This window comes from Amycolatopsis sp. 3B14, from assembly GCF_050958625.1.
In the GTDB taxonomy this organism is placed as follows: Bacteria; Actinomycetota; Actinomycetes; order Mycobacteriales; family Pseudonocardiaceae; genus Amycolatopsis_E; species Amycolatopsis_E thermoflava.
On sequence record NZ_JBHZEN010000085.1, the window covers coordinates 1 to 21,421 of the forward strand.

Below are 21,421 nucleotides of genomic sequence, written 5' to 3' on the forward strand. Positions count from 1 at the left end.
CGCGCCTGGCGCTGTCGCGCCCGGCGCTGCCCGCCCGCGCCCCCACATCACCGCGCCGCTTCGCCCCGCCGCCGCGCGCCGCCGCGCCCTGCCCTGCCGCGCTGCCGCCCCGCGCTGCCGCGCGCTGTCGCGCCCGGCGCTGCCGCGCCCGGCGCTGCCGCGCCCGGCGCTGCCGCGCCCGGCGCTGTCGCGCCCGCGCCCCCACATCACCGCGCCGCCCGCCTCCGCATCACCCGGGCCGCAGCGCCGCGCCCAATACGTCCCTGTTCAGGCGGCCGATCGTGTCCAGCGGGATCCCCTTCGGGCACACCGCCGTGCACTCGCCGCTGTTCGTGCAGCCTCCGAAGCCCTCCGCGTCCTGCGCGGCGACCATCGACACCGCTCGCGCCGGCCGCTCCGGCTCGCCCTGCGGGAGGACCCCCAGGTGCGTCGCCTTGGCGGCGGTGAACAGCATGGCCGAACCGTTCGGGCACGCAGCGACACATGCGCCGCAGCCGATGCAGGCCGCCGCTTCGAAAGCGACGTCCGCCGCCGGTTTCGGCACCGGCGTCGCGTGGGCTTCGGGCGCGCTGCCGGTCGGCGCCGTGATGTACCCGCCCGCTTCGATGATCCGGTCCAGCGCCCCACGATCGACCACCAAATCCTTGACCACCGGGAAAGCCCGCGCCCGCCACGGCTCCACCGTCACGGTCTGCCCGTCCGCGAAGTGCCGCAGGTGCAGCTGGCACGTGGTGGTCGCCGCCTGCGGGCCGTGCGCCGTGCCGTCGATCACGACCCCGCACGCCCCGCAAATCCCTTCCCGGCAGTCGTGGTCGAACGCCACCGGTTCGTCGCCCGCGGCGGTGAGGCGCTCGTTCAGCACATCGAGCACCTCCACGAACGACATGTCCGGCGACAGGCCGTCCACCTCGTACCGCACCAGCCCGCCGCGGTCCGCCGCGTCCTTCTGCCGCCAGATCTTCAACACGAGTTTCACGAGTAGCTCCGCTGACTGGGGGTGACATGGTCGAACGACAACGCCTCGCGGTGCAGCACCGGCGGCTGACCCACCCCGGTGAACTCCCACGCGGCCACGTACGAGAACGCCGCGTCGTCGCGCCGCGCCTCGCCGTCGGCGGTCTGGCTCTCCTCCCGGAAGTGCCCGCCGCAGGATTCGGTGCGGTGCAACGCATCCAGGCACATCAGCTCCGCCAGCTCCAGGAAGTCCGCGACCCGCCCGGCCTTCTCCAGCGACTGGTTCAGCGCAGTCCCCGAACCGGGCACCCGCAGCCGCGACCAGAACTCCTCGCGCAGCGCCGGGATCAGCTCCAGCGCCTTCCGCAGCCCGGTCTCGTTGCGGCTCATCCCGCAGTGCTCCCACAGCACCGCGCCCAGTTCGCGGTGGAAGTCCTCCGCGGACCGGTCCCCGTCCACGGACAGCAGCCGCGCGATCCGGTCCTCGACCTCCGCCTGCGCCCCGGACACGTCGCCGACCGCCGGGAACGGGCCGTCGGCCAGGTAGTCGCCGATCGTCGTGGGCAGCACGAAGTAGCCATCCGCGAGCCCCTGCATCAGCGCGCTCGCCCCGAGCCGGTTGGCGCCGTGGTCGGAGAAGTTCGCCTCGCCGATCACGAACAGGCCGGGGATGGTGCTGTGCAGGTCGTAGTCGACCCACAGCCCGCCCATCGTGTAGTGCACGGCCGGGTAGATGCGCATCGGCACCCGGTACGGATCGTCCCCGGTGATCCGCTCGTACATCGCGAACAGGTTGCCGTAGCGGGACTCCACACCGTCCCGGCCGAGCCGCTCCAGCGCGTCCGCGAAGTCCAGGTACACCCCGAGCCCGCCGGGCCCGACCCCGCGGCCCGCGTCGCACACGCTCTTCACCGCGCGGGAGGCGATGTCGCGCGGCACGAGGTTCCCGAACGCCGGGTACCGGCGCTCCAGGAAGTAGTCCCGCTCCGCCTCAGGAATCTGCGACGGCGGCCGCGTGTCGCCCGCCGCGACGGGCACCCACACCCGCCCGTCGTTGCGCAGCGACTCGCTCATCAACGTCAGCTTCGACTGGTGCCCGCCGCTGACCGGGATGCACGTCGGGTGGATCTGCGTGAAGCACGGGTTCGCGAACAGCGCGCCCCGCCGGTGCGCGCGCCAGATCGCGGTCGCGTTGCAGCCCTTGGCGTTCGTGGACAGGTGGAAGGCGTTGCCGTACCCGCCGGTGGCCAGCACCACCGCGTCCGCGACGTGGGTGGAGATCTCGCCGGTGACCAGGTTGCGCACCACGACCCCACGTGCGCGGCCGTCCACCACGACGAGATCGAGCATTTCGGTGCGCGGGTGCATCGCGATCCGTCCAAGGTGGATCTGCCGCGCCATCGCCTGGTAGGCGCCGAGCAGGAGTTGCTGCCCGGTCTGCCCCCGGGCGTAGAAGGTGCGGGACACCTGCGCGCCGCCGAACGACCGCGTGTCCAGCAACCCGCCGTACTCCCGCGCGAAGGGCACGCCCTGCGCGACGGCCTGGTCGATGATCCGCACGCTCAGCTCCGCCAGACGGTGCACATTGGACTCCCGAGCCCGGAAGTCGCCGCCCTTGACGGTGTCGTAGAAGAGGCGGTGGACGCTGTCGCCGTCGCCGCGGTAGTTCTTGGCCGCGTTGATCCCGCCCTGCGCGGCGATGCTGTGCGCGCGGCGCGGGCTGTCCTGGTAGCAGAACGAGCGGACCTGGTAGCCCAGTTCGGCCAGGGTGGCCGCGGCGGACGCGCCGGCCAGGCCGGTGCCGACGACGATGACCGAGAGCCGGCGCCGGTTGGCGGGGTTGACCAGGCGGGCGGTGAACCGCCGCCGCTCCCAGCGCTGTTCGAGCGGGACGTCCGGCGCGCGGGTGTCGGAGATCGGGGTTCCTTCGATGAACACAGTGCTCACCCGGCCAATCCGGTGACGACGGCGAACGGGACGGACAGGTACCCGGCGGTCACGGCGACCGCGACGCCGAGCGCGACGCCCTGCGCGGTGCGCCGCGCGGCGCCGGACGTGCCGAGGCTCTGCAGTGCGCTCCACAGCCCGTGCCGGATGTGGAACCCGAGCGCGACCACGGCCAGCGTGTAGACCAGCGTCACGTACCAGAGCCGGAAGTCGGCGACGACGTTGTCGTGCACGGCGCCCGGCACGCCGTTCGGGTTGAGGTGCCCGGTGGTCAGGTCGAGCACGTGGTAGACGACGAACAACGCGAGGATCACCCCGCCCCAGCGCATGGTGCGCGCCGCGTAGTCGCCTTGGACGCGCCCGCGGTGGGCGTACCGAACCGGCCGGGCGGCGCGAGCGCGGCGCGCCAGACGAGCCGCGGTGACGGCGTGCAGGACGACGCAGACGACCAGGCCGGCGCGGAGCACCCAGAGGAACCCGGAGTGCCCGAGGACGCTGTCCAGGATCGTGCGCAGCCAGGCCGCGTAGTGGTCGAAGCTCGCCGCGGACACGAAGAACTTCAGGTTGCCCAGCATGTGCGCGACGACGAAGAGCAGCAGGAGCAGGCCGGTCACGGCCATGATCGCCTTCTGCCCGACGGTCGAGGACCACAGCCGGCGTGGTGGTGCGGAACGTTCGAGAAGGGCCACGTGGGCAGCGTGCGGCCCGCGGCGACGAGTCGTCCAATATATCGAAGTGCTTGAGACGATAGCATCAAGCTATGACGCTGCAGCAGCTGCTGTACTTCCTGGCCGTGGCCGAGACGCGGCACTTCACGCGAGCCGCGGAGCGCACGTATGTGGCGCAGCCCTCACTGAGCAAGCAGGTCCGCGCGCTGGAGGACGAACTCGGCGCGCCGTTGTTCAGCCGGGCGCGGGGCAACGTCACGCTGACCCCGGCCGGCGAGGCGCTGCTGCCGATCGCGCGGCGCATCGTCGCCGACGTGGACACGGCGCGGCTGGAGGTCGCCGAGCTGGTCGGACTGCGCCGCGGCCGGGTCCGGGTGGGCGCGACGCCGAGCCTGTGCGTCACGGTGTTCGCCGACGTGCTGCACCGCTTCCACCGCGAGTACCCGGGCATCGAGCTGGTGGTTGAGGAGAGCGGTTCGAAGGATCTCGTGCGGGCGCTGACGCACGGCGAGCTGGACCTGGCGGTGCTGATCGCGGCGGGGGAGGAGGCGGCGCTGACGTCGGTGCCCCTGCTGCGCGAGCGGCTGGTGGTGGCCTCGCCCGCCGGGGTGGACCTGGGCGCGGAGGTCCGGCTGACGGAGCTGCGCGACCGGCCGCTGGTGATGTTCCGGGAGGGCTACGACCTGCGGGACACCACCCTGCAGGCCTGCCGCGCCGCCGGGTTCACGCCGGTGTTCGCGGCGCAGGGTGGGGAGATGGACGCCGTGCTGAGGTTCGTCGAGGTGGGGCTCGGGGTCGCGGTGGTGCCGAGCCTGGTGCTCGCCGGGCGGCCTGCGCTGCGCGGGACGCCGCTGACCGCGCCGGAGATCACCCGCACCATCGCGCTGGCCCAGCGGACGGACGTGGCGCCGACCAACGCGGCGCGCGCGTTCCGCGAGACGCTGCTCACGCACCTCGAGGAGCTGCACCGGGCCGGGACGCTGCCGGCCGGGGTGGAGCTGGCCGGGCGGTGAGGCGCCGGGCGGGGGAGGTGCCCCGGGGTGGGGCGGCGCTGGTGCGGTGAGAGGTCCGGAGGGTGTCGCGGGGTGCGGCGGTGCGCACGCGGAGCGCGGCCCGTGAGCTGGTCCAATGGGCCCCGCGCCCCGCGCCGCCACCCACATCAGTCTTGATCGGTTCACCAATCCCGTGGCCTGATGTAACGCCACGCCTGGCCGGACCCGATCTCACGGGATGTCACCACGTGCGCACCCCGGTGCGTCATGTCAGTGAGACCGTGTTCACACGGTTGCGGCAGCGGCCGGCACCTTCTCACCGCGTGATCAGTGACCCGGAACGCGCGGGGCGGCCGGAGGACTACGGTTCTCCGTAGACTGACTGGACGCGCCCTGGCGGGCAGGGCGAGGTATCTATGCGGGTGAGGTGGAAAGTGACGCTGCTGGAGTCCGTGCACGGACCGGCCGACCTGAAGCGCATGGGACACGGCCAGCTCGAGCACCTGGCGGGGGAGATCCGCGACTTCCTGGTCGACAAGGTCCGCCGCTCCGGCGGCCACCTCGGCCCCAACCTCGGCGTGGTCGAGCTGACCCTGGCGCTGCACCGGGTGTTCGACTCGCCGAAGGACGCGATCGTCTGGGACGTCGGTCACCAGTGCTACGTGCACAAGATCGTGACCGGCAGGCACACCGAGTTCGACCTGCTGCGCCAGCAGGGCGGGCCGTCGGGCTATCCGTCCCGTGAGGAGAGCGAGCACGACCTGGTGGAGAACAGCCACGCCTCCACCGCGTTGTCCTATGTGGACGGCCTGTCGAAGGCGTTCGAGCTCGCCGGCGGCGGGCGGCACGCGGTCGCGGTCGTCGGGGACGGCGCGCTGACCGGCGGCATGTGCTGGGAGGCGCTGAACAACATCGCCGCCGAGCCGGGCCGTCCCGTGGTGATCGTGGTCAACGACAACGGCCGGTCCTACTCGCCGACGATCGGCGGGTTCGCCGAGCACCTGGCCTCGCTGCGGCTGCAGCCGGGCTACGAGCGCATGCTCGACGGCGGGCGTGAGCTGCTGCTCAACACGCCGGTGGTGGGCAAGCCGATCTACGCGGCGCTGCACGCGGCGAAGGCCGGCATCAAGGACGCGCTGAGCCCGCAGGAGATGTTCTCCGACCTCAAGCTGAAGTACCTCGGCCCGGTCGACGGCCACGACATCGCGGCGCTGGAGAAGGCGTTCCAGGCGGCGAAGGCGTTCGGCGGGCCGGTCGTCGTGCACGCGGTCACCGAGAAGGGCCACGGTTACCCGCCCGCGGTGAACCACGAGGCCGACCAGATGCACCAGACCGACCCGATCGACCCGGAAACCGGCCTGCCCAAGCCGAAGGGCCTGAGCTGGACCGCGGTGTTCGGGGACGAGCTGGCGCGCATCGGCGAGGAGCGCGAGGACGTCGTGGCGATCACCGCCGCGATGCTGCGCTCGACGGGGCTGCACGAGTTCGCCGAGCGGCACCCGGACCGCTGGTTCGACGTGGGCATCGCCGAGCAGCACGCCCTGACCTCGGCCGCCGGCCTCGCGATGGGCGGGATGCACCCGGTGGTCGCGGTGTACTCGACGTTCCTCAACCGGGCGTTCGACCAGCTGCTGATGGACGTCGCGCTGCACCGCCAGCCGGTCACGCTGGTGCTGGACCGGGCCGGCATCACCGGGCCGGACGGGCCGAGCCACCACGGCATGTGGGACCTGTCGCTGCTGGGCATGGTGCCCGGCATCCGGGTCGCCGCGCCGCGCGACGCGCAGACGCTGCGTGAGGAGCTGCGTGAGGCGGTGGCGGTGTCCGACGGGCCGACCGCGCTGCGGTTTTCCAAGGGCAGTGTCACCGAGTCGGTGCCCGCGGTGGAGCGGATCGGCGTGATCGACGTGCTGCGGCGGCCGCGGGAAGGCGCGGGCGCCGACGTGCTGCTGGTCGCGGTGGGTGCGTTCGCGCCGCTCGGGCTGGCCGCCGCCGAACGGCTGGCCGACCAGGGCATCGGCGTCACCGTCGTCGACCCGCGATGGGTGCTGCCGGTGCCGCGCGAGCTGGTCGGCCTGGCGAGTGAGCACCGGCTGGTCGTGACGGTCGAGGACAGCGGCAGGCACGGCGGTTTCGGCAGCGCGCTGGCATCCGTGCTGCGGGACGCCGAGTGCGACGTGCCGCTGCGCGACCTGGCCGTGCCGCAGGAGTTCCTGCCGCACGCGTCGCGCGAAGAGGTGCTCGCCAGCGTGGGCCTGACGGCGCAAGACGTCGCGCGGCGCGTGACGGAGTGGGCGTCGAACCTGATCGGCGAGGCGCAGCCGGCCGCGGCGGAGGCCCCGACCGAGTGACACCGCGCGGGCCGCGATCCGGATGGGGCGCGGCCCGCAGCGGTGGATTCATCGGTGGAGGAGCACCGGCCTGGTGCCGGTGAGTGGCCCCGCGTAAGCGCGGCTTGGTGGCCCCGCGTGAGCGCGGCCACCAAATGGGGCCACGGCTGTTTCCAGGGCGCAGGCCCGGTAGGCCGCTTCCGGCTGCGCCGCTGCGCGGCGGCGGCGCCCCACTGGCCTGGATCAGCGACAGCGCTGGCTCCGTGCGCCCCGCCCAGCCGCGCATGGACTTGGCCAGGCAAGGCAGTGTCCGGTGGCCGTGCTCAGCCGCCGCCACCAAGCGGAGCGCGGCCGTTCCCCGGCACTGGCCGGTCCCGGCTGCGCGGCGGGCGGCACCCCACTCGCCTAGACCAGCGCCGCACGAGAGCCCGCGCCCGCTCAGTGGGAGCGGACCACGCGGAACCCGACGTCGTCGCTGCGGTAGGACGGGTGGCTGCGGCGCCGGACGGAGGCGCGGCAGCTCCAGTGCTCGTCGAACCAGCCGCCGCCGCGCAGGACGCGGTACGGGCCGTACACGTGGGCGTCGTAGACGTCCCAGCACCAGTCCCACGCGTTGCCGATCATGTCGTGCAACCCCCACGCGTTCGGGCGTTTCCCGCCGACCTCGTGGATCCGCTCGCCGGAATTGCCGCGGTGCCAAGCGATCTCGTCGAGGTCGCCGTAACGCGGGCCGTCCGTTCCGGCGCGGCAGGCGTGCTCCCACTCCGCCTCGGTGGGCAGGCGGTAGCCGTCCGCGGCCCGGTCCCACTCCACGGCGGCCCCGAACGAGTACACCGGGGACAGTCCCTCGTGGACGGACAACGCGTTGCAGAACCGCGTCGCTTCCGCCCACGTCACGCTCTCCACCGGCAGTTCCGGCCCCCGGGAAGCGCTGGGACTGGAACCGGCCACGGCCGCGTACTGCGCCTGCGTCACGTGGTGCGCCGCCATCCGGAAGGGCGCGACCTCGACGGACCAGCTCCGCTGCGTCCGCCGGTCGGACACCCTCACGCTCCCGCCCGGAACGGCGATCATCTTCACCCGGCGGATGCTACTGCCGGCCGCAGAACCTCCTCGCACCACTGGCGGAACGTCGTCGGCGTGGTGGCTTCCGGCGTGCGTGGTTCCGCGTTGTCCAGGCCCGCGTTCTTGGCGGCCGCCATGTCGATCATGGCCTGTGCCATCGCCTCCGACCAGCCCCGCTGCCGCAGGCTCGCCTTCAGTGCCTCGGCCGAGAGCTGCTCGAACCGCACCGGCCTGCCCAGCACGTCCGACATGATCTCCGCCACCTCCAGGTAAGTGAGGTCCTCCGGCCCGAGCACCGGAACCTCGCCATGCCCGCTCCACGAATCGTCGAGCAGCAGCCGGGCGGCGGCGTCGGCGATGTCCTTCGTCGCGCACAGCGGCCGCCGGTGGTCCGGGACGGCCATCTCGGCGAAAACCCCGTCCCGCGCGATCGACGGCACCTGCCAGAGGAGGTTGTCCATGAAGGTCGGCATCGTCAGCGCGCGGTACCGGACGCCGGTGCTCGCGATCAGGTCGTCCATCGCCAGCGACGCCGACACGTGCCCGGCGTTGACCGCCACGCCACGGCCGACGGCCGACACCCCGACCACACGCAGGTCCCGGCCGCGGAACACCTCGCACGCGGGCCGGGTGAAGTCCAGGAACGCCGCGTCGAGGCTGTCGGCGGAGTGGTTGGGCGGGAGGAGCCAGAAGACCGCGTCGGCGTCCGCGAACGCCTTGCCGACGACCTCGGGGTCGCCGTGCGACCCGGTGACGACCTCGGCCTTCTCGCGGACCGCCGCGGTGAGCCGGGACGGGTCGCGCACGATGACGCGGACCGGCGCGTCCGCGGCGAGCAGGGATTCGGTGAGCTGCCGGCCGATCCGGCCGGTGGGTGCGGTTACCACGATCATGTGGTCCACCCTCCGCCCCGCGCACGCCGATCGTCCAATACCTCTTCGCGGACATTGATACCCTTCCGGTATGGATCTGGACCTGCGCAAGCTGCGGTACTTCACCGCCGTCGCCGAGCACGGGCACTTCGGCCGCGCGGCCGAGCGGCTGCACATCGCGCAGCCGGTGCTGAGCAGGCAGATCCGCGCCCTGGAACGGGAACTGGGCTGCGAGCTGCTGGAGCGCACCACGCGTTCGGTGCGGCTGACGGCGGCCGGTGAGCAGCTGTACGCGGACGCGCCCGGTGTGCTGGCGGCGGCGGTGGCCGCGACGCGCCGGGCGTACGGCGCGGCGCGGGGCGCGCGGCGGCTGGTGCTCGGGTTCGCGCCGGGGCTGACCGTCTCGCCCGCGGTCCGGGCGTTCGCGCAGGCGCACCCGGACGTCGAGGTCGAACTGCTGCACCTCAACTGGTTCGAGCAGGCCGAAGCGATGCGTGACGGCCGTGCCGACGTCGGGTACCTGCGGCAGCCGTTCGACCCCGCCGGTCTGAAGACCCTCCGCGTCGGCAGCGAGCCGAAGGTCGTGTGCCTGCCCGCCGCGCACCCGCTGGCCGCGCGGCGACGCGTGCGGCACGCCGACCTGGACGGCGAGCACGTCATCGACGCGCAGACCAGGCGGATCAGCACGATCGAGGAGAAGCTGGAACTCGTCGCGGCCGGTCTCGGCATCACGATGATCCCGCGCAGCGTGGCGCGCTACTACTCTCGGCCGGACGTGATCCACCGGACCATCAGCGACGCCGAGGAGTTCGAGATCTGTCTCGCCGTCGCCGACGGGCACCGGCGCCCGCACCTGGAAGACTTCGTCACGATCGCGGCGCGCGTGCTGTCCGGATAGCTAGGCGGGGAGCACGTGCGTGCCCGTGCGGTCGGTGCTCAGGCACAGCGAGCAGATCGTGCCGCCGGCCGCGCTCGCCGTCATGTCCGGGCGCTCGTAGGGCTCGCCGCACACCACGCAGTCGTAGCGGGTGCCGCTCGGGTTGCCGTCGGCGTCCAGCAGCGGCTCGGTGATGCCGTCGTCGGTGCGGCGCAGGTAGTACCGGCCGCGGGTCAGGATCGCCACCAGCGGGGTCAGCACCACCGCGATCACCACCGCCACCAGCGGCGAATACGGCTGTATCGCGTCCCCGAACAGTCCGAAGTAGACCGCGATGGACAGGACTGACGAGGCCAGGAAGGACACCACCCCGACCGGGTTGACCGCGTAGAGCATGCCGCGCCGGAACTCCGGCTGCTTCGGCGACAGCTTGAGCAGGTACTTGTTGACCCCGATGTCGGTGGCGACCGTGACGACCCAGGCCATCGCGCAGTTGGAGTAGAAGCTGAGCACGTTGTTGAGGAAGCTGAACATGTTCGCCTCCATCAAGACCAGCGCGATCGCGAGGTTGACCAGCACGAAGACCAGGCGCCCCGGGTAGTGCTTGGTGACGCGGGTGAACGAGTTCGTCCACGCCAGCGACCCGGAGTAGGCGTTGGTGACGTTGATCTTCACCTGGCTGAGCACGACCAGCACGAGCGCCAGTGGGACGACCAGCCACGGCGGCATCATCTGCTTGAACACGCCGGTGAACTGCTCGATCGGCTCGACCGCGGCCGCCGCGCCGACGGCATCGAGGACGTAGACGGCCATGAACACGCCGATCGCCTGCTTGACCGCGCCGAACAGCACCCAGCCGGGCCCCGCCAGCACGACCGACGTCCACCAGGCGCGCCGGTTCTCGGCCGTGCGCGGCGGCATGAAGCGCAGGTAGTCGATCTGCTCGCCGATCTGCCCCATCAGCGACAGGCACACGCCCGCGCCGAGCATCACCGCCGCCGTGCTCAGGCCGGAACCGCCGGTGCCTTCGTGGGACAGCCAGCGCGACACCGAATCCGGGTCCTGGACGATGAGGAACACCAGCGGCGCGACCATCAGCAGCAGCCACAGCGGGTTGGTCCAGCTCTGCAGCTTCGCAAGCGCTTTCATGCCGTAGATCACCAGCGGGATGATGACCAAAGTGGACGCCAGATACCCCAGCCATAGCGGCAGGCCCAGCGCGAAGCGGAGCCCCTGGGCCATGATCGAGCCCTCGGTGGCGAAGAAGATGAACGTGAAGCTGGCGAAGATGACGCTGGTGATGACCGAGCCGTAGTAGCCGAAGCCGGAGCCGCGGGTGATGAGGTCGAGGTCGATGTTGTAGCGCGCGCCGTAGTAGGCCAGCGGGAAGCCGGTGACGAAGATGACGACCGCGGCCACGCCGATCGCGAGCAGGGCGTTGCCGGTGCCGTGCGTCAGGCCGATGCCTGCGCCGATCGAGAAGTCGGCCATGTAGGCGATGCCGCCGAGCGCCGAGGCCCCGACGACCGCCGGCGTCCACCGGCGGTAGGTCCGCGGCGCGAAGCGAAGGGTGTAATCCTCCAGGGTTTCCTTGGTGGCCTGACGCTGAACCGGTGGAGCCGTCGTCGCATCCATGCCGGGCGACGCTAGGAAGCCGCTGTTGCCAACGGTTTGTCCCCCGGTGACGACCAGGTTTCCCTGTGTTACCCCGCGGTCGCGCGGGCGCTCGGTGGGACTCGCGCCGGGGAGTGCGGAACTCGCGGCCGCGAGCGTGGGACTTGCGGGTGCGGGTGTTGTGCCTCTGGAGGGGAGGGCCTCCGGCGCAGCCGGCGGAGCGCCGGAGACCCCCGCGCCGGCTAGCTGTAGTGCCTCGGGAGGTTGTTGGCGCGGGTGTTGGGTGGTTGTCCGGTGTGGGCGCGGTGGTGGTTGTAGTGGTGGAGGAAGTCGGGCAGTGCGGCGGTGCGCTGGTGTGAGTTGGTGAAGGGTTGGGCGTAGGCCCATTCTTCGGCGAGGGTGCGGTTGAAACGTTCGGCTTTGCCGTTGGTTTGGGGTCGGTAGGCCCGGGTGAAGCGCTGGTGGGCGCCGATCTCGGCGAACGCGGCGCGGAAGGCGTGCGAGCGGCGGTAGGCCAGGGCGTTGTCGGTCATGACTCGTTCGATGGTGGGAATGCCGTGGGCGGCGAACACGGCGGCGGCGCGGCGGAGGAAGTCAGCGCAGGTGGCGGGGTTTCGTCGGGGTGGATCTCGGCGTAGGCCAGCCGGGAGTGATCGTTGACGGCGCAGTGCACGGACTCAAACCCCACTCGGGGTGCGCGGCGGGCGGCGAATCTGCTCGCCCGTGGGACGGTCCAGCCAGGCCAACTTCGGCATTCGGTGACGCGCCAAGATGCGGTGCACGGTCGAGGGCCGGCACGTCCAGGAGCCCGGCGATCCGGGCGGGGCCGAGCCGGCGGTTCTGCCGCACGTGCAGGACCTTGTGCTCCACCTCCGCAGACGTTCGGGTCGGGGAGGTGCGCGGGCGACTCGGGCGGTCGGCCAACCCGGCCTGACCTTCCTTCCGAAACCGGCGCAACCACTTGTGCCCGGTCGCCCGCGACTCGCCCATCTCCACCGCCACATGGGCCACCGGCCGCCCCGCGACACGCTCAACCAGCAACCGCCGCCCATACTCGGTCAGTCGGGCGTTACGGTGAGACACGAAGGCTTCCGTTTGTGCGGGAAGGGCGTCAAGCACCTTCACCCCACACGGAAGTCTTCGCCTTGATCAACCCGACACACCGACCGCACCGTCCATGATCCCCACAGCTAGCCCACCGACAGCCATTCGGCCGGGGAGTCCGGCACTCGCTCGGCCTCGGCGGGTTCGGGCGCCGGAACCGTCGCCGGGGCAGGCAGCCGGCGGTGCAGTTCCGCGGTCCAGTGCAGCATCGCCCGCGGGCGGTCCCAGCCGGCGGCTCCGACGAGCTTCCCGCCGCGCACGAAACCCGTCACGCCCTGCGCGAGCTGCACCGTGTCGTCCGCCAGCGCGGGCATCCCGACCATCTGCAGCCGCGCGTCGTAGAGGCTCGACCACGCCCGCGGCATCGGCGTGAACGGCTGCGCGGCCCGCCGGCCCGCCATCAGGTTCTCCGCCGCCGCGCGACCGGATTCCACCGCGTTGAGCCAGTGCTCGACTCGCCGCGGCACCTCGTCGAACCGCAGGTTGGGCCAGCACGCGACGTCCCCGGCGACCACGACGTCGTCGGCGTCGACGGCGAACAGCGTCGACTCGCACAGCACGCCGTCGTCGATCACCAGCCCGGACCCGCGCAGCCAGTCGACCGCGGGCACGCTGCCGATCGCCAGGATCACGCAACTGGCCACGACCAGCTTGTTGTTGGTCAGGTGCAGCCCGAACGCGTCCTTCGTCTCGATCCAGTGCCGCACCTCCGACCGCATCGCCAGGCTCGCGCGGTGCTTGAGCTGGATGTCGGTGACCGCCTCGGCGATGCGCGTGCCGAACCGGTGCAGCGGCGCCCGCGCGTGCCCGACCAGCGTCACGTCGCGGCCCATCTGCCGCATGCTCGCGGCGAACTCGCACCCGATCAGCCCGCTGCCGATCACCACCGCCGGTTTGTTGCTGGCCGCCAGCGCCTTCCGCACCGCGGCCGCGTCCTCGACCGTGCGCAGCACCCGCACCCGCGGGTCGTGCCGCGGCGAACCGGGCAGGTGCCGCGGCACCACCCCGGTCGCGATGACCAGCCCGTCGTACCACAGCTCCTCGCCGCCGGGCAGGTGCACGACGCGTTGCAGCGTGTCCAGGTGCGTCGCGCGGGTGCCGAGCCGCCAGTGCGCGTCGAGGTCGGTGTAGGTCTGCAACGTCGCGTCGGACGGGCGGACCGTGCCCATCATCAGCTGCTTGGACACCATCGGCCGGTGGTAGGGCTTGCGCGCCTCGTCGCCGACGATCACCAGTTCGCCGTCGAAACCCAGTTCCCGCAACCGTTCCGCGGCACGCAGCCCGGCCACGCCCGCTCCCACGATCACGATCCGGTCGCCGTCACTCATCGGAGATCCCCTTGATTTGGATGGCCTGCATGGGGCAGCTGCGGGCGGCGGCGACCGCGGGCTCCCAGTCCTCTTCCGTCAGCCGGCTCCGGTACCGCAGCCGGCCGTTGCGCTCCAGTTCGAACAGTCCCGGCGCCTCCCACTGGCAGGTGCCGAACAACTCGCACCGCTCGTTGTTCACGCTCAGACGTGGTCCCTTGCGCAGCTTCACACCAGCTCCTCGACCAGCCCGATGCGCTCCAGGACCCGCGCAGGCAGAAACCGCAGCACGGCCAGCGTCACCGTCGGCACCAGCAGCGTGATCCCGCCGAGCCACAGCAGCGCGAGGTGCCCGTTGGCGATCGCGCCGAAGAACGAGTGCAGCGCGGTCAGCGCGACCGCCGGGTAGGCCAGCCGGTGCACCCACAGCCAGCGGCGGTAGGCGGTGTAGCGCTGCAGGCCCGTGGTGAGCGCGACTGCGAGCATCACCTCGATGCCGATGATGCCGAAGCTGTGCCGCGCCAGCCCGTTCAGCGGCACGGTCAGCTGCACCACGGTGAACGCGCCGCTGGTCAGGAACAGGAACGACAGGGCGTGGATCGCGCCGAAGGCCAGTGTCAGCGTGGCCAGCGCGATGTGCCCGCTGCGCAGCGCTTTCCGGCCGGTGATGTTGCGGACCCAGCCGGTCGCGGTCAGCACGCCCCAGCACAGGGTCAGGCACATGAACGCGTACGCCAGCCGCGCGGAGAAGGCCGCGACACCGCGCAAACCGGTGTCGGCCGTCTGCTGCGCGAGCGGCATCAGGGACTCGAGTGTCACGTCTTGTCTCCAGCTTTCAGTCGTCTGGCGGGGTGGCGGATCAGCCACAGCACGAGCACCGTCGCTCCGCACAGCAGCGCGGCCAGCACAACGGTGGTGATGACGTCGGTGGCCGCCAGGTCGAGGGCCGCGTCGGCGGAGGCGGACACCGTGCCGGACTGAGGCTGGGGCAGCTGCGTGTAGTCGACGAGGCCGGTGCTCTCCAGCAGCGTGATGTGCCGGAGCACCACCTGGTTCGCGGCGGCGGCGAACGCGCGGATCTCGTCGTCGCGGGTGTTCGCACGCACCTGCGCGATCACGCCGAACACCACGCCGTGCGCGGCGCGCAGGCGGTTGGCGAAGACCCGCTCGAAGTCGGCGGCCGTCGGCGCGTCGCGCATCTCCACCAGCCACCGCTGCTGGTCGGCCGTCGGCTGGTCGGGCAGGGTCACCCCGCGCCGCCGGGCCAGGTCGCGCACCTGCACGTCGAGCCGCCCGTGGTCGACCATCAGCGTCATGCCGACGTCCTTGACGTGCTCGTCGCGGGCGCGGGTGCGGGCCCAGTCGCCCGCGGGCATCTCCCACAGCCCGGCCTGCCGGACGCGGATCAGCAAATCGCGATCGGCGGCGCTCAATTCGGTCTGCGCGGTCACATTCCGTGGTACGGCCAATTGGACGAACAACAGGACCATCAGCATGGTCAGGAATCGTCTAGAGGCCGAACGCATCAGTTCGTCCCGGATCGCTCGCGGCCTGCACTTTGTTCCCGTCCGGGCTGACCGGGAACCACGCGTCGCCGGATCCCAGCCCGCCGGTTTCGCCGGGCATTTCGTCGGGACGGTAGCGGTACAGCGGGTGCCCGGCGAGCGTCACCTGGTCCGTGCCGTCGGCCCGGGTGAGGGACCCGACGAGCGCCGGGTCGATGCCGCGCAGCTGCTGCGCCGCGGTCGCGGGCACGGGCTGCCACGTCCGGGTGCACGCGCTGTCACACGCGGACCGCGGCGGGGCGGTGGTGTCCTTGTCGTAGCGGTACAAGGTGAATCCCGCGCCGTCGACCACGATGCGGCCGAGGTCGAAGGCGCGCACGGCGTTGAGCGCCGGCGCGGCCTCCGCCGCGGGAACGGACTGGGGCGGCAGCGGCGCGGGGGAGCCGGTGTCGCACGCGGTGATCACCGCGAGGACCACGCAACCGGTGGCCAGCGGTGTCAGCGCAGGGGATCGGGGCACGTCGGGACGCCTTCCTGGAATCCACAGTGGACGGAAAAGGTCCGGGTCGCGGGGGATCGGCCCGGGAACTGTCAGCGAGGTATACGACGGCGGCGCGGAAGCGGTTCAAAGAATTTTTCCGCGAATTTCGTACTGGACTCCGCGACCGGAATACCGCAAAGATGTCCGCCGTGGGACGCCACAGCCGAATTCTCCGCACCGTGGTCGAGCCGGTGCCCGACCCGGGCCAGGACGACGACCTGGCCACCGCCCTCTACCGGGAGTTCGGCCGCCCCCTGCTCGCGTTCGTGATCACCCTGACCGGGGGTGACCGCCTGTGGGCCGAGGACGTCGTGCAGGAGACCCTGATCAGGGCCTGGCGCAACGCCGACAAGCTCGACCGGGAGCCGGAGATGCTGCGGGCGTGGCTGCACACCGTGGCCCGCCGCATCGTCATCGACGGCTGGCGCAGCCGCCGCGCGCGGCCCCAGGAGGTCGAGGAGCCCGACGCGAACTCCGTCGGGGTGCCGGACGAATCGGACCGGACCCTGGCCGCGATGATGCTGTACGAAGCACTGCAGACCCTGTCCGCGGAGCACCGGGAGGCGGTCCTGCAGACCTACGTCCACGGCCGCACGGTCAACGAGGCGGCCGAGACGCTCGGGGTGCCGCCGGGGACCGTGAAGTCCCGGATCTACCACGCGGTGCGCGCGCTGCGCCGCTCGTTGCGGGAGCGGGGGTGAGCGGCGTGGGCAAGCCGGCGCACACCGACATTGCCGCGTACGTCCTCGGCGTGCTCGACGACGCCGACAACGCGGCGTTCGAGGCGCATCTGCTGGACTGCCCGAACTGCCAGCTCGACCTCCTGGAGATGCACGAGCTGCCGGACCTGCTCGACGAGATCCGCCGCTACTGGCCGGAACCGCCGGTTCCCGCGCCGCGGGTGCTGGCGCCGATGCTCGACGAGGTCGCCGCGATCCGCCGTCGCCGCACCCTGGTGCGCCGGGTGCTGGCCGTCGCGGCCATGCTGCTGATCATCGCCGGGCCGCTGGTGACGCTGGCCGTCGTCCCGTCGCGGGCCCCGGCGCCGGTCGCGGCCGTCACGCCGCCACCGCCGCCGGCACCGTCGTCGCCGGGCGCGAGCCGGTTCACCGGCAGCGAGACCGGCCAGGCGCTGCGCACCGAGGTGCTGGTGATGCCGACCAGTTGGGGCGCGGCGGTCCGGCTCGACCTCTCCGGGGTCGCCGGCCCGCTGCGCTGCCACCTCGTCGCCGTCGACTGGAGCGGGCACGAGGAGACCGTCGCGAGCTGGACGGTGCCCGCCGGCGCCGTGGACCCGCTGCTCATCTCCGGGGGCACCGCGTTCGGTCCAGGGGACATCGAGAAGTTCCAGATCCGCACCGAGTCCGGCGCGGTGCTCGCCAGCATCGAGCGCTGACCAGTAGTTATAACGACGAGATAACGCGCGGATCGCGTTTTGAACTCGGCGGGCGCGACGTACGTATCCCCCTGTGACGGGCTCGGGGGAGCCGTTTCGTCCCAATCCCACGCCACAACCCGGCGCGCGCGTGCGCCGCCGGGCTGATTCGAGGTGAGCACATCCATGGCTCGAAACGAAGGCCGGCACCGCGTCGCATGCCGGACCAAGATCGCGACCCTCGCGGTCGGACTAGCGCTCGCGGCCGCGGGCGTCACCGTCGCCACCACGACCGGCGACACCGGTCAGGCCGGCGCCGACGAGGTCGATCCGGCGTTCTTCGTCGACATCACCACGGTCGCGCCGAACGTGACCGAGGTGCGGCCGAACCGCCGCGCCTCCACCGGCACGTTCACGGTCGACTGCGGCCGCAACGAGAACGGCCACTACAACCCCGACAACTTCATCGCCCAGCCGGGCGTGCGCAACGGCGCCCAGCACCTGCACGACTACGTCGGAAACCTGTCCACCAACGCCGACTCCACCAACGAAAGCCTGCTGCGCGCCGGAACCACCTGCCGCAACGGGGACAAGTCCGCCTACTTCTGGCCGGTGGTGCGGATCGACCGCGAGGACGCCGAGGAGGCGAACCCGCCCGAGGACGAGGCCGAGCTCGACGCCCAGCGCGCCGAGGCCGAGCAGACCGAGGACGTCGCGCAGGTCGAGTGCCCGGACGTGGCCAGCCAGCTCGCCGAGGTCCCCGAGCAGGCCATGGCGACCGTGGACACCGAGCTGGACGCGCTGGACCAGCAGGAGGCGGCCGCCGACGAGCAGATCGCGGCCGACCCCGCCGCCGAGGCGGCGGTGCTGGAACCCCTGCGGCAACAGCGATCCGCGAGCCTGGACCGCATCAGCCAGGCGACCGGGCAGCCCGTCGACCCCGCGCAGGCCACCTGCGCGGTCGAGGACACCCAGCGGCAGGGGATCCCCAACGGCGACGAGAACAGTGACGGCGACGACGCGGAGCAACCGCCTGCCGACGACAACAGCGAGATCGGCGGCAATGACGGGGAGATCCAGCTGCCCGAGTCGGTGAACATCACCTTCCGCGGCAGCCCGGTCGGCCCGGTGCGGGCCATGCCGAAGTTCCTGCGCGTGCTCTACGGCGACGCCAAGCAGGGCACGAACGGCCCGCGCAACGCCCGCGCCAGCTGGACGTGCACCGGGTTCGAGGACCGGCTCACCGACAAGTACCCGATCTGCCCGGAAGGCAGCAAGGTCGAGCGCATCCACGACTTCCCGAGTTGCTGGGACGGCCGCAACATCGACAGCGCCAACCACCGCGACCACATCGTCTTCCCCGAGGCCAACGGCCGGTGCAAGCGCGGGTTCGTGGTCGTGCCGCAGCTGCGCATCACGCTGGTCTACGACATCCCGCGCGACGTCCAGGTCGCCGGACAGTACAAAGTGGACTCCTTCCCGGAGGAGAGCCACAACCCGCGGTCCGACCACGACGACTTCGCCAACGTGATGTCGCAGCGGATCATGAACCGCCTCGTGTGGTGCATCAACCGCGACCGCACCTGCGGCGAGTGAAAGAAGTCTGAACCGCGCGGCGGCGGCGGACGTGTGCATTGCGCCGGAAGCGAATTCCCCGAGAAGGAGACGACCATGACCGCGCGCAACGTCCTGCCCGCCGCCGCACTCGCCGGACTCGCCCTGCTCACCGCGTGCGGGCAGGGCGAGCGCGGCCCGGCCGCCGCCCCGGTCGTGATCCAGCAGGCGGCCGCCGCCCAGCCCGCCGTCGGGCTGGTCGCGTCCGACGTCGACGGGCTCGGCCCGGTCCTCATCGATTCCAACGGCATGACCCTCTACCGCTTCGACCGCGACACCGCGCGGCCGCCCAAGTCCGCGTGCGCGGGCGAATGCGCCACCACCTGGCCGCCGGTGGTGGCGACCGGGGCGGTGGACGTGCGCGGAGTCGACGCGAAGCTCGTCGGCACGGTCGCGCGCGCCGACGGCACCCAGCAGGTCACGGTCAACGGCTGGCCGGTCTACCGCTACGCCAAGGACACCGTGGCCGGCGACGCCAAGGGCCAGGGCGTGGGCGGCACCTGGGCGGCGATCACGCCGACCGGGGCGAAGGCCGCCACCCCGGAGACCGCGATCCGCACCACGAACATCCCCGGCCTGGACACCGTCCTCACCGACGGCGACGGCCGCACGATCTACCTGTTCACCAAGGACGGCAAGAACCCGCCGAAGCCCACGTGCGAGGGCCAGTGCGCCACCACCTGGCCGCCGGTCGTGGCGCGCGGGGAGACCCGCGTCGAGGGCGTCGACCCGAAGCTGGTCGGCACGGTCACCCGGCCGGACGGGACCGAGCAGGTCACCGTCGGCGGCTGGCCGGTCTACACCTACGCCCAGGACACCGCGCCCGGCCAGGCGAACGGCCACACCGTCGGCGGCACCTGGTTCGCCATCGAGACCAACGGCTGCAAGGTCGCCGCGGAGAAGAAGCCACTCGCGGCCGCGCCGAGCAGTTACTGATCCCCCAGCGAGGAGTGAGTGCGGATGCCGGTGCTACGCGCCGCGAAACGGACGGCGGTCGCCGACGAGGCCCTGATCCGGACGCTGTACGAGGAGCACGGGCGGGCGCTGCTCGCCTACGCCAACCGGCTCACCGGCGACCACGCCGCGGCCGAGGACGCCGTGCAGGAGACCCTGGTGCGGGCGTGGCGGCACCCGGACACGCTCGTCAACGGCAAGGGTTCGGTGCGCGGCTGGCTGCTGACGGTGGTGCGCAACATCGTCGCCGACCGGTTCCGCGCGAAGGCCGCCCGGCCCGCGGAGGTCGCGGAGGCGCCCGCGGCGCCGCCGGTCGCGGCCGACCACTCCGACGCCGTGGTGAACTCGATGGTCGTGCTCGACGCGATGGACCGGCTGTCGCCGGAGCACCGGGACGTGCTGACCGAGATCTACTTCCGCGGCCGCAGCGTCGCCGAAGCGGCGGAGACCCTCGGGGTCCCGCCGGGCACGGTGAAGTCGCGGTCGTACTACGCGCTCAGAGCGATGCGCCAGACGTTCGGCGGCCGCGGGGCCGCGGTCGGAGAGGTGGCCGGATGACGATCCACGATCCCGGAGCGCTCGCCGCCTACCTGCTCGAAGCGCTCGAGCACGAGGAGATGCGAGCGATGCAGCGGCACCTGAACTCCTGCCGTCGTTGCCAGGCCGAGGTGGCGTCCCTGCGGATGGCGCGCGCGGCGCTGGAGGTCGTCCCGCCGGAGGCGATGCTGGACGGGCCGCCCGACGGCGGGGACCTGCTGCTGCAGCGCACGCTCGGCCAGGTCCGCCGCGAACGCGACTCGCGGGTGCGGCGCAACCGGCTGGTGGCCGGGGCGGCGGCGGTCGCGGTCGCGATCGCGCTGGGCGCGGGCGGCATCGTGCTGGGCCGGACGACGGCGCCGCCCACGGTGACCGCGCAGGAGCCGGGCACGCGGACGGTGTCCGGGACGGACGCGGTGACCGGTGCGACGATGTCCGTGGCGGTGCGGCCCGCCGCCGGGTGGGTCCGGCTGACGGCGTCCGTGGGCGGCATCCCGGCAGGCCAGAAGTGCCGCCTGGTGGTCGTCGCCCGCGACGGTTCGCGCGTCGAGGCGGGCAGCTGGCTCGTATCCCCGGCAGGCGAACGGGACGGCACTGCCCTGGACGGTTTCGCGCTCGTGGCGCCCGCCGAGGTAACCGCGGTAGTGGTGGAAAACCTCGACGGACGGCGGTTCGTGGAGGTGCCGCTCTGAGGTGGCCGCCGTCCCGGGTGGAGGGCTCAGGAGACTCGCGTGTAGACCAGTTCGAAGTCCAGTTCCCAGTCCCCGTCCGGCATCCGCTTCTCCCACGCGCCGTCGATCCGGTCGCCGTCCGCGCTGAACACCCCGGTGAACCGCTGCGCGAAGTCCAGCGGCGTGAAGTCCGCGGTCTCCCGCCGCAGCGTCCACCGCGCGCCGTCGAAGGTCATGGCGTACAGGCGGCTCACCCCGCGCGAGTCGAAGTAGTGCTGGGTGTACCCGCCGTCCGCCGGGCCGACCAGCGACAGGCTGTCCGGCACCTCGGGCAGCGGCACCTCGGTGCGCTGCGCCAGATAGGCACCGTCCAGGATCCACTCGAACACCGACCGGGCGGGCGGCGCGCCGGGGAACCCGACCTCGACCGTCCACTCGCCGACGAAGATCTCCAGATCGCTCATCCGGGCCACCCCCAGCCAGTCGCGAACAGC

At 72.1% G+C, this 21,421-nt stretch carries 21 protein-coding genes and 1 pseudogene; 9 read left to right on the forward strand and 13 right to left on the reverse strand.

The genetic code is table 11. The annotated features are described in order from the left end of the window. Positions 1–229: 229 nt before the first annotated feature. The 3 genes from ACCP09_RS36465 to ACCP09_RS36475 are packed head-to-tail and all read right to left on the reverse strand — an operon-like array spanning position 230 to position 3,590. Entirely contained in the window at positions 230–976 is a 747-nt protein-coding gene (locus ACCP09_RS36465; RefSeq protein WP_433753462.1) for a succinate dehydrogenase/fumarate reductase iron-sulfur subunit, read from the reverse strand. Continuing rightward, positions 973–2,901 carry a fumarate reductase/succinate dehydrogenase flavoprotein subunit gene (locus ACCP09_RS36470; RefSeq protein ID WP_433753464.1) on the reverse strand — a complete coding sequence of 643 codons (1,929 nt, stop codon included), beginning with the start codon at positions 2,899–2,901 and terminating at the stop codon, positions 973–975. Before ACCP09_RS36470 ends, ACCP09_RS36465 begins: the two co-directional genes overlap by 4 nt. Beyond that, entirely contained in the window at positions 2,898–3,590 is a 693-nt protein-coding gene (locus tag ACCP09_RS36475; RefSeq protein ID WP_123685563.1) for a succinate dehydrogenase cytochrome b subunit, read from the reverse strand. Before ACCP09_RS36475 ends, ACCP09_RS36470 begins: the two co-directional genes overlap by 4 nt. Positions 3,591–3,661: 71 nt before the next feature. Between ACCP09_RS36475 and ACCP09_RS36480 the strand changes: the two genes are divergently transcribed. Continuing rightward, the gene (locus ACCP09_RS36480) at positions 3,662–4,582 is read left to right on the forward strand and encodes a LysR family transcriptional regulator (RefSeq protein ID WP_378335046.1); all 921 of its coding nucleotides are present in this window, start codon (positions 3,662–3,664) and stop codon (positions 4,580–4,582) included. Positions 4,583–4,995: 413 nt separating this feature from the next. Continuing rightward, complete coding sequence (gene dxs / locus ACCP09_RS36485) at positions 4,996–6,912, forward strand: 1-deoxy-D-xylulose-5-phosphate synthase (protein ID WP_027935093.1); 1,917 nt, start codon at positions 4,996–4,998, stop codon at positions 6,910–6,912. Between the two features lie 417 nt (positions 6,913–7,329). Here dxs and ACCP09_RS36490 read toward each other — a convergent pair whose 3' ends face one another. Together ACCP09_RS36490 and ACCP09_RS36495 are read right to left on the reverse strand one after the other, a co-directional pair. Continuing rightward, a complete protein-coding gene (locus tag ACCP09_RS36490; protein ID WP_433753467.1) occupies positions 7,330–7,971 on the reverse strand; it encodes a formylglycine-generating enzyme family protein in 642 nt (213 codons plus the stop codon). Next, complete coding sequence (locus tag ACCP09_RS36495; protein WP_123687254.1) at positions 7,968–8,849, reverse strand: NmrA family NAD(P)-binding protein; 882 nt, start codon at positions 8,847–8,849, stop codon at positions 7,968–7,970. The genes ACCP09_RS36490 and ACCP09_RS36495 overlap by 4 nt, the downstream gene beginning before the upstream one ends. A gap of 70 nt (positions 8,850–8,919) precedes the next feature. Between ACCP09_RS36495 and ACCP09_RS36500 the strand changes: the two genes are divergently transcribed. Continuing rightward, on the forward strand, positions 8,920–9,726 hold the full coding sequence (locus ACCP09_RS36500; RefSeq protein ID WP_400986807.1) for a LysR family transcriptional regulator: 807 nt from the start codon (positions 8,920–8,922) through the stop codon (positions 9,724–9,726). On the opposite strand, the gene ACCP09_RS36505 is transcribed toward ACCP09_RS36500, so the two are convergent. The 7 genes and pseudogenes from ACCP09_RS36505 to ACCP09_RS36535 form a co-directional block, all read right to left on the reverse strand. After that, on the reverse strand, positions 9,727–11,340 hold the full coding sequence (locus ACCP09_RS36505; RefSeq protein WP_123685567.1) for a purine-cytosine permease family protein: 1,614 nt from the start codon (positions 11,338–11,340) through the stop codon (positions 9,727–9,729). A gap of 221 nt (positions 11,341–11,561) precedes the next feature. Continuing rightward, a pseudogene (locus tag ACCP09_RS36510) lies at positions 11,562–12,402 on the reverse strand (IS481 family transposase). Between the two features lie 107 nt (positions 12,403–12,509). Further along, complete coding sequence (locus tag ACCP09_RS36515; RefSeq protein ID WP_433753471.1) at positions 12,510–13,751, reverse strand: NAD(P)/FAD-dependent oxidoreductase; 1,242 nt, start codon at positions 13,749–13,751, stop codon at positions 12,510–12,512. Beyond that, on the reverse strand, positions 13,744–13,962 hold the full coding sequence (locus ACCP09_RS36520) for a ferredoxin (RefSeq protein ID WP_027935098.1): 219 nt from the start codon (positions 13,960–13,962) through the stop codon (positions 13,744–13,746). The genes ACCP09_RS36515 and ACCP09_RS36520 overlap by 8 nt, the downstream gene beginning before the upstream one ends. Beyond that, positions 13,959–14,531: a ferric reductase-like transmembrane domain-containing protein gene (locus tag ACCP09_RS36525; RefSeq protein WP_433753505.1), complete on the reverse strand. Its 573-nt coding sequence runs from the start codon at positions 14,529–14,531 to the stop codon at positions 13,959–13,961. The genes ACCP09_RS36520 and ACCP09_RS36525 overlap by 4 nt, the downstream gene beginning before the upstream one ends. A 14-nt stretch (positions 14,532–14,545) precedes the next feature. Beyond that, entirely contained in the window at positions 14,546–15,163 is a 618-nt protein-coding gene (locus ACCP09_RS36530; protein WP_433753473.1) for a DUF4142 domain-containing protein, read from the reverse strand. A gap of 76 nt (positions 15,164–15,239) precedes the next feature. Then, positions 15,240–15,755 carry a hypothetical protein gene (locus ACCP09_RS36535; RefSeq protein ID WP_433753475.1) on the reverse strand — a complete coding sequence of 172 codons (516 nt, stop codon included), beginning with the start codon at positions 15,753–15,755 and terminating at the stop codon, positions 15,240–15,242. Between the two features lie 170 nt (positions 15,756–15,925). Between ACCP09_RS36535 and ACCP09_RS36540 the strand changes: the two genes are divergently transcribed. The 6 genes from ACCP09_RS36540 to ACCP09_RS36565 all read left to right on the forward strand — a co-directional run bounded on the left by ACCP09_RS36540 (position 15,926) and on the right by ACCP09_RS36565 (position 20,948). Next, positions 15,926–16,477, forward strand: a complete 552-nt coding sequence (locus ACCP09_RS36540) for a sigma-70 family RNA polymerase sigma factor (protein WP_167499109.1) — start codon at positions 15,926–15,928, stop codon at positions 16,475–16,477. A 5-nt stretch (positions 16,478–16,482) separates the two neighbouring features. Beyond that, positions 16,483–17,172: an anti-sigma factor family protein gene (locus ACCP09_RS36545; RefSeq protein WP_433753477.1), complete on the forward strand. Its 690-nt coding sequence runs from the start codon at positions 16,483–16,485 to the stop codon at positions 17,170–17,172. 165 nt (positions 17,173–17,337) lie between these two features. Further along, positions 17,338–18,747, forward strand: coding sequence for a DUF1996 domain-containing protein (locus ACCP09_RS36550; protein ID WP_433753479.1), 1,410 nt, complete (start codon positions 17,338–17,340; stop codon positions 18,745–18,747). 75 nt (positions 18,748–18,822) lie between these two features. Beyond that, a complete protein-coding gene (locus ACCP09_RS36555) occupies positions 18,823–19,701 on the forward strand; it encodes an SCO0930 family lipoprotein (protein ID WP_433753481.1) in 879 nt (292 codons plus the stop codon). Between the two features lie 24 nt (positions 19,702–19,725). After that, on the forward strand, positions 19,726–20,277 hold the full coding sequence (locus ACCP09_RS36560; protein WP_027935106.1) for a sigma-70 family RNA polymerase sigma factor: 552 nt from the start codon (positions 19,726–19,728) through the stop codon (positions 20,275–20,277). Next, the gene (locus ACCP09_RS36565; RefSeq protein ID WP_433753483.1) at positions 20,274–20,948 is read left to right on the forward strand and encodes an anti-sigma factor; all 675 of its coding nucleotides are present in this window, start codon (positions 20,274–20,276) and stop codon (positions 20,946–20,948) included. The genes ACCP09_RS36560 and ACCP09_RS36565 overlap by 4 nt, the downstream gene beginning before the upstream one ends. A gap of 26 nt (positions 20,949–20,974) precedes the next feature. Here the strand turns inward: ACCP09_RS36565 and ACCP09_RS36570 are convergent, their stop codons facing one another. Continuing rightward, positions 20,975–21,391 carry a hypothetical protein gene (locus tag ACCP09_RS36570; protein WP_378365924.1) on the reverse strand — a complete coding sequence of 139 codons (417 nt, stop codon included), beginning with the start codon at positions 21,389–21,391 and terminating at the stop codon, positions 20,975–20,977. Positions 21,392–21,421 lie beyond the last annotated feature (30 nt).

Coding starts and splice junctions, on each gene's coding strand:
- ACCP09_RS36480 (WP_378335046.1), top strand. CDS start 3,662: ATGACGCTGCAGCAGCTGCTGTACTTCCTGGCCGTGGCCGAGACGCGG.
- ACCP09_RS36495 (WP_123687254.1), bottom strand. CDS start 8,849: ATGATCGTGGTAACCGCACCCACCGGCCGGATCGGCCGGCAGCTCACC.
- ACCP09_RS36500 (WP_400986807.1), top strand. CDS start 8,920: ATGGATCTGGACCTGCGCAAGCTGCGGTACTTCACCGCCGTCGCCGAG.
- ACCP09_RS36505 (WP_123685567.1), bottom strand. CDS start 11,340: ATGGATGCGACGACGGCTCCACCGGTTCAGCGTCAGGCCACCAAGGAA.
- ACCP09_RS36515 (WP_433753471.1), bottom strand. CDS start 13,751: ATGAGTGACGGCGACCGGATCGTGATCGTGGGAGCGGGCGTGGCCGGG.
- ACCP09_RS36525 (WP_433753505.1), bottom strand. CDS start 14,531: ATGCCGCTCGCGCAGCAGACGGCCGACACCGGTTTGCGCGGTGTCGCG.
- ACCP09_RS36550 (WP_433753479.1), top strand. CDS start 17,338: ATGGCTCGAAACGAAGGCCGGCACCGCGTCGCATGCCGGACCAAGATC.
- ACCP09_RS36555 (WP_433753481.1), top strand. CDS start 18,823: ATGACCGCGCGCAACGTCCTGCCCGCCGCCGCACTCGCCGGACTCGCC.
- ACCP09_RS36560 (WP_027935106.1), top strand. CDS start 19,726: ATGCCGGTGCTACGCGCCGCGAAACGGACGGCGGTCGCCGACGAGGCC.
- ACCP09_RS36565 (WP_433753483.1), top strand. CDS start 20,274: ATGACGATCCACGATCCCGGAGCGCTCGCCGCCTACCTGCTCGAAGCG.
- ACCP09_RS36570 (WP_378365924.1), bottom strand. CDS start 21,391: ATGAGCGATCTGGAGATCTTCGTCGGCGAGTGGACGGTCGAGGTCGGG.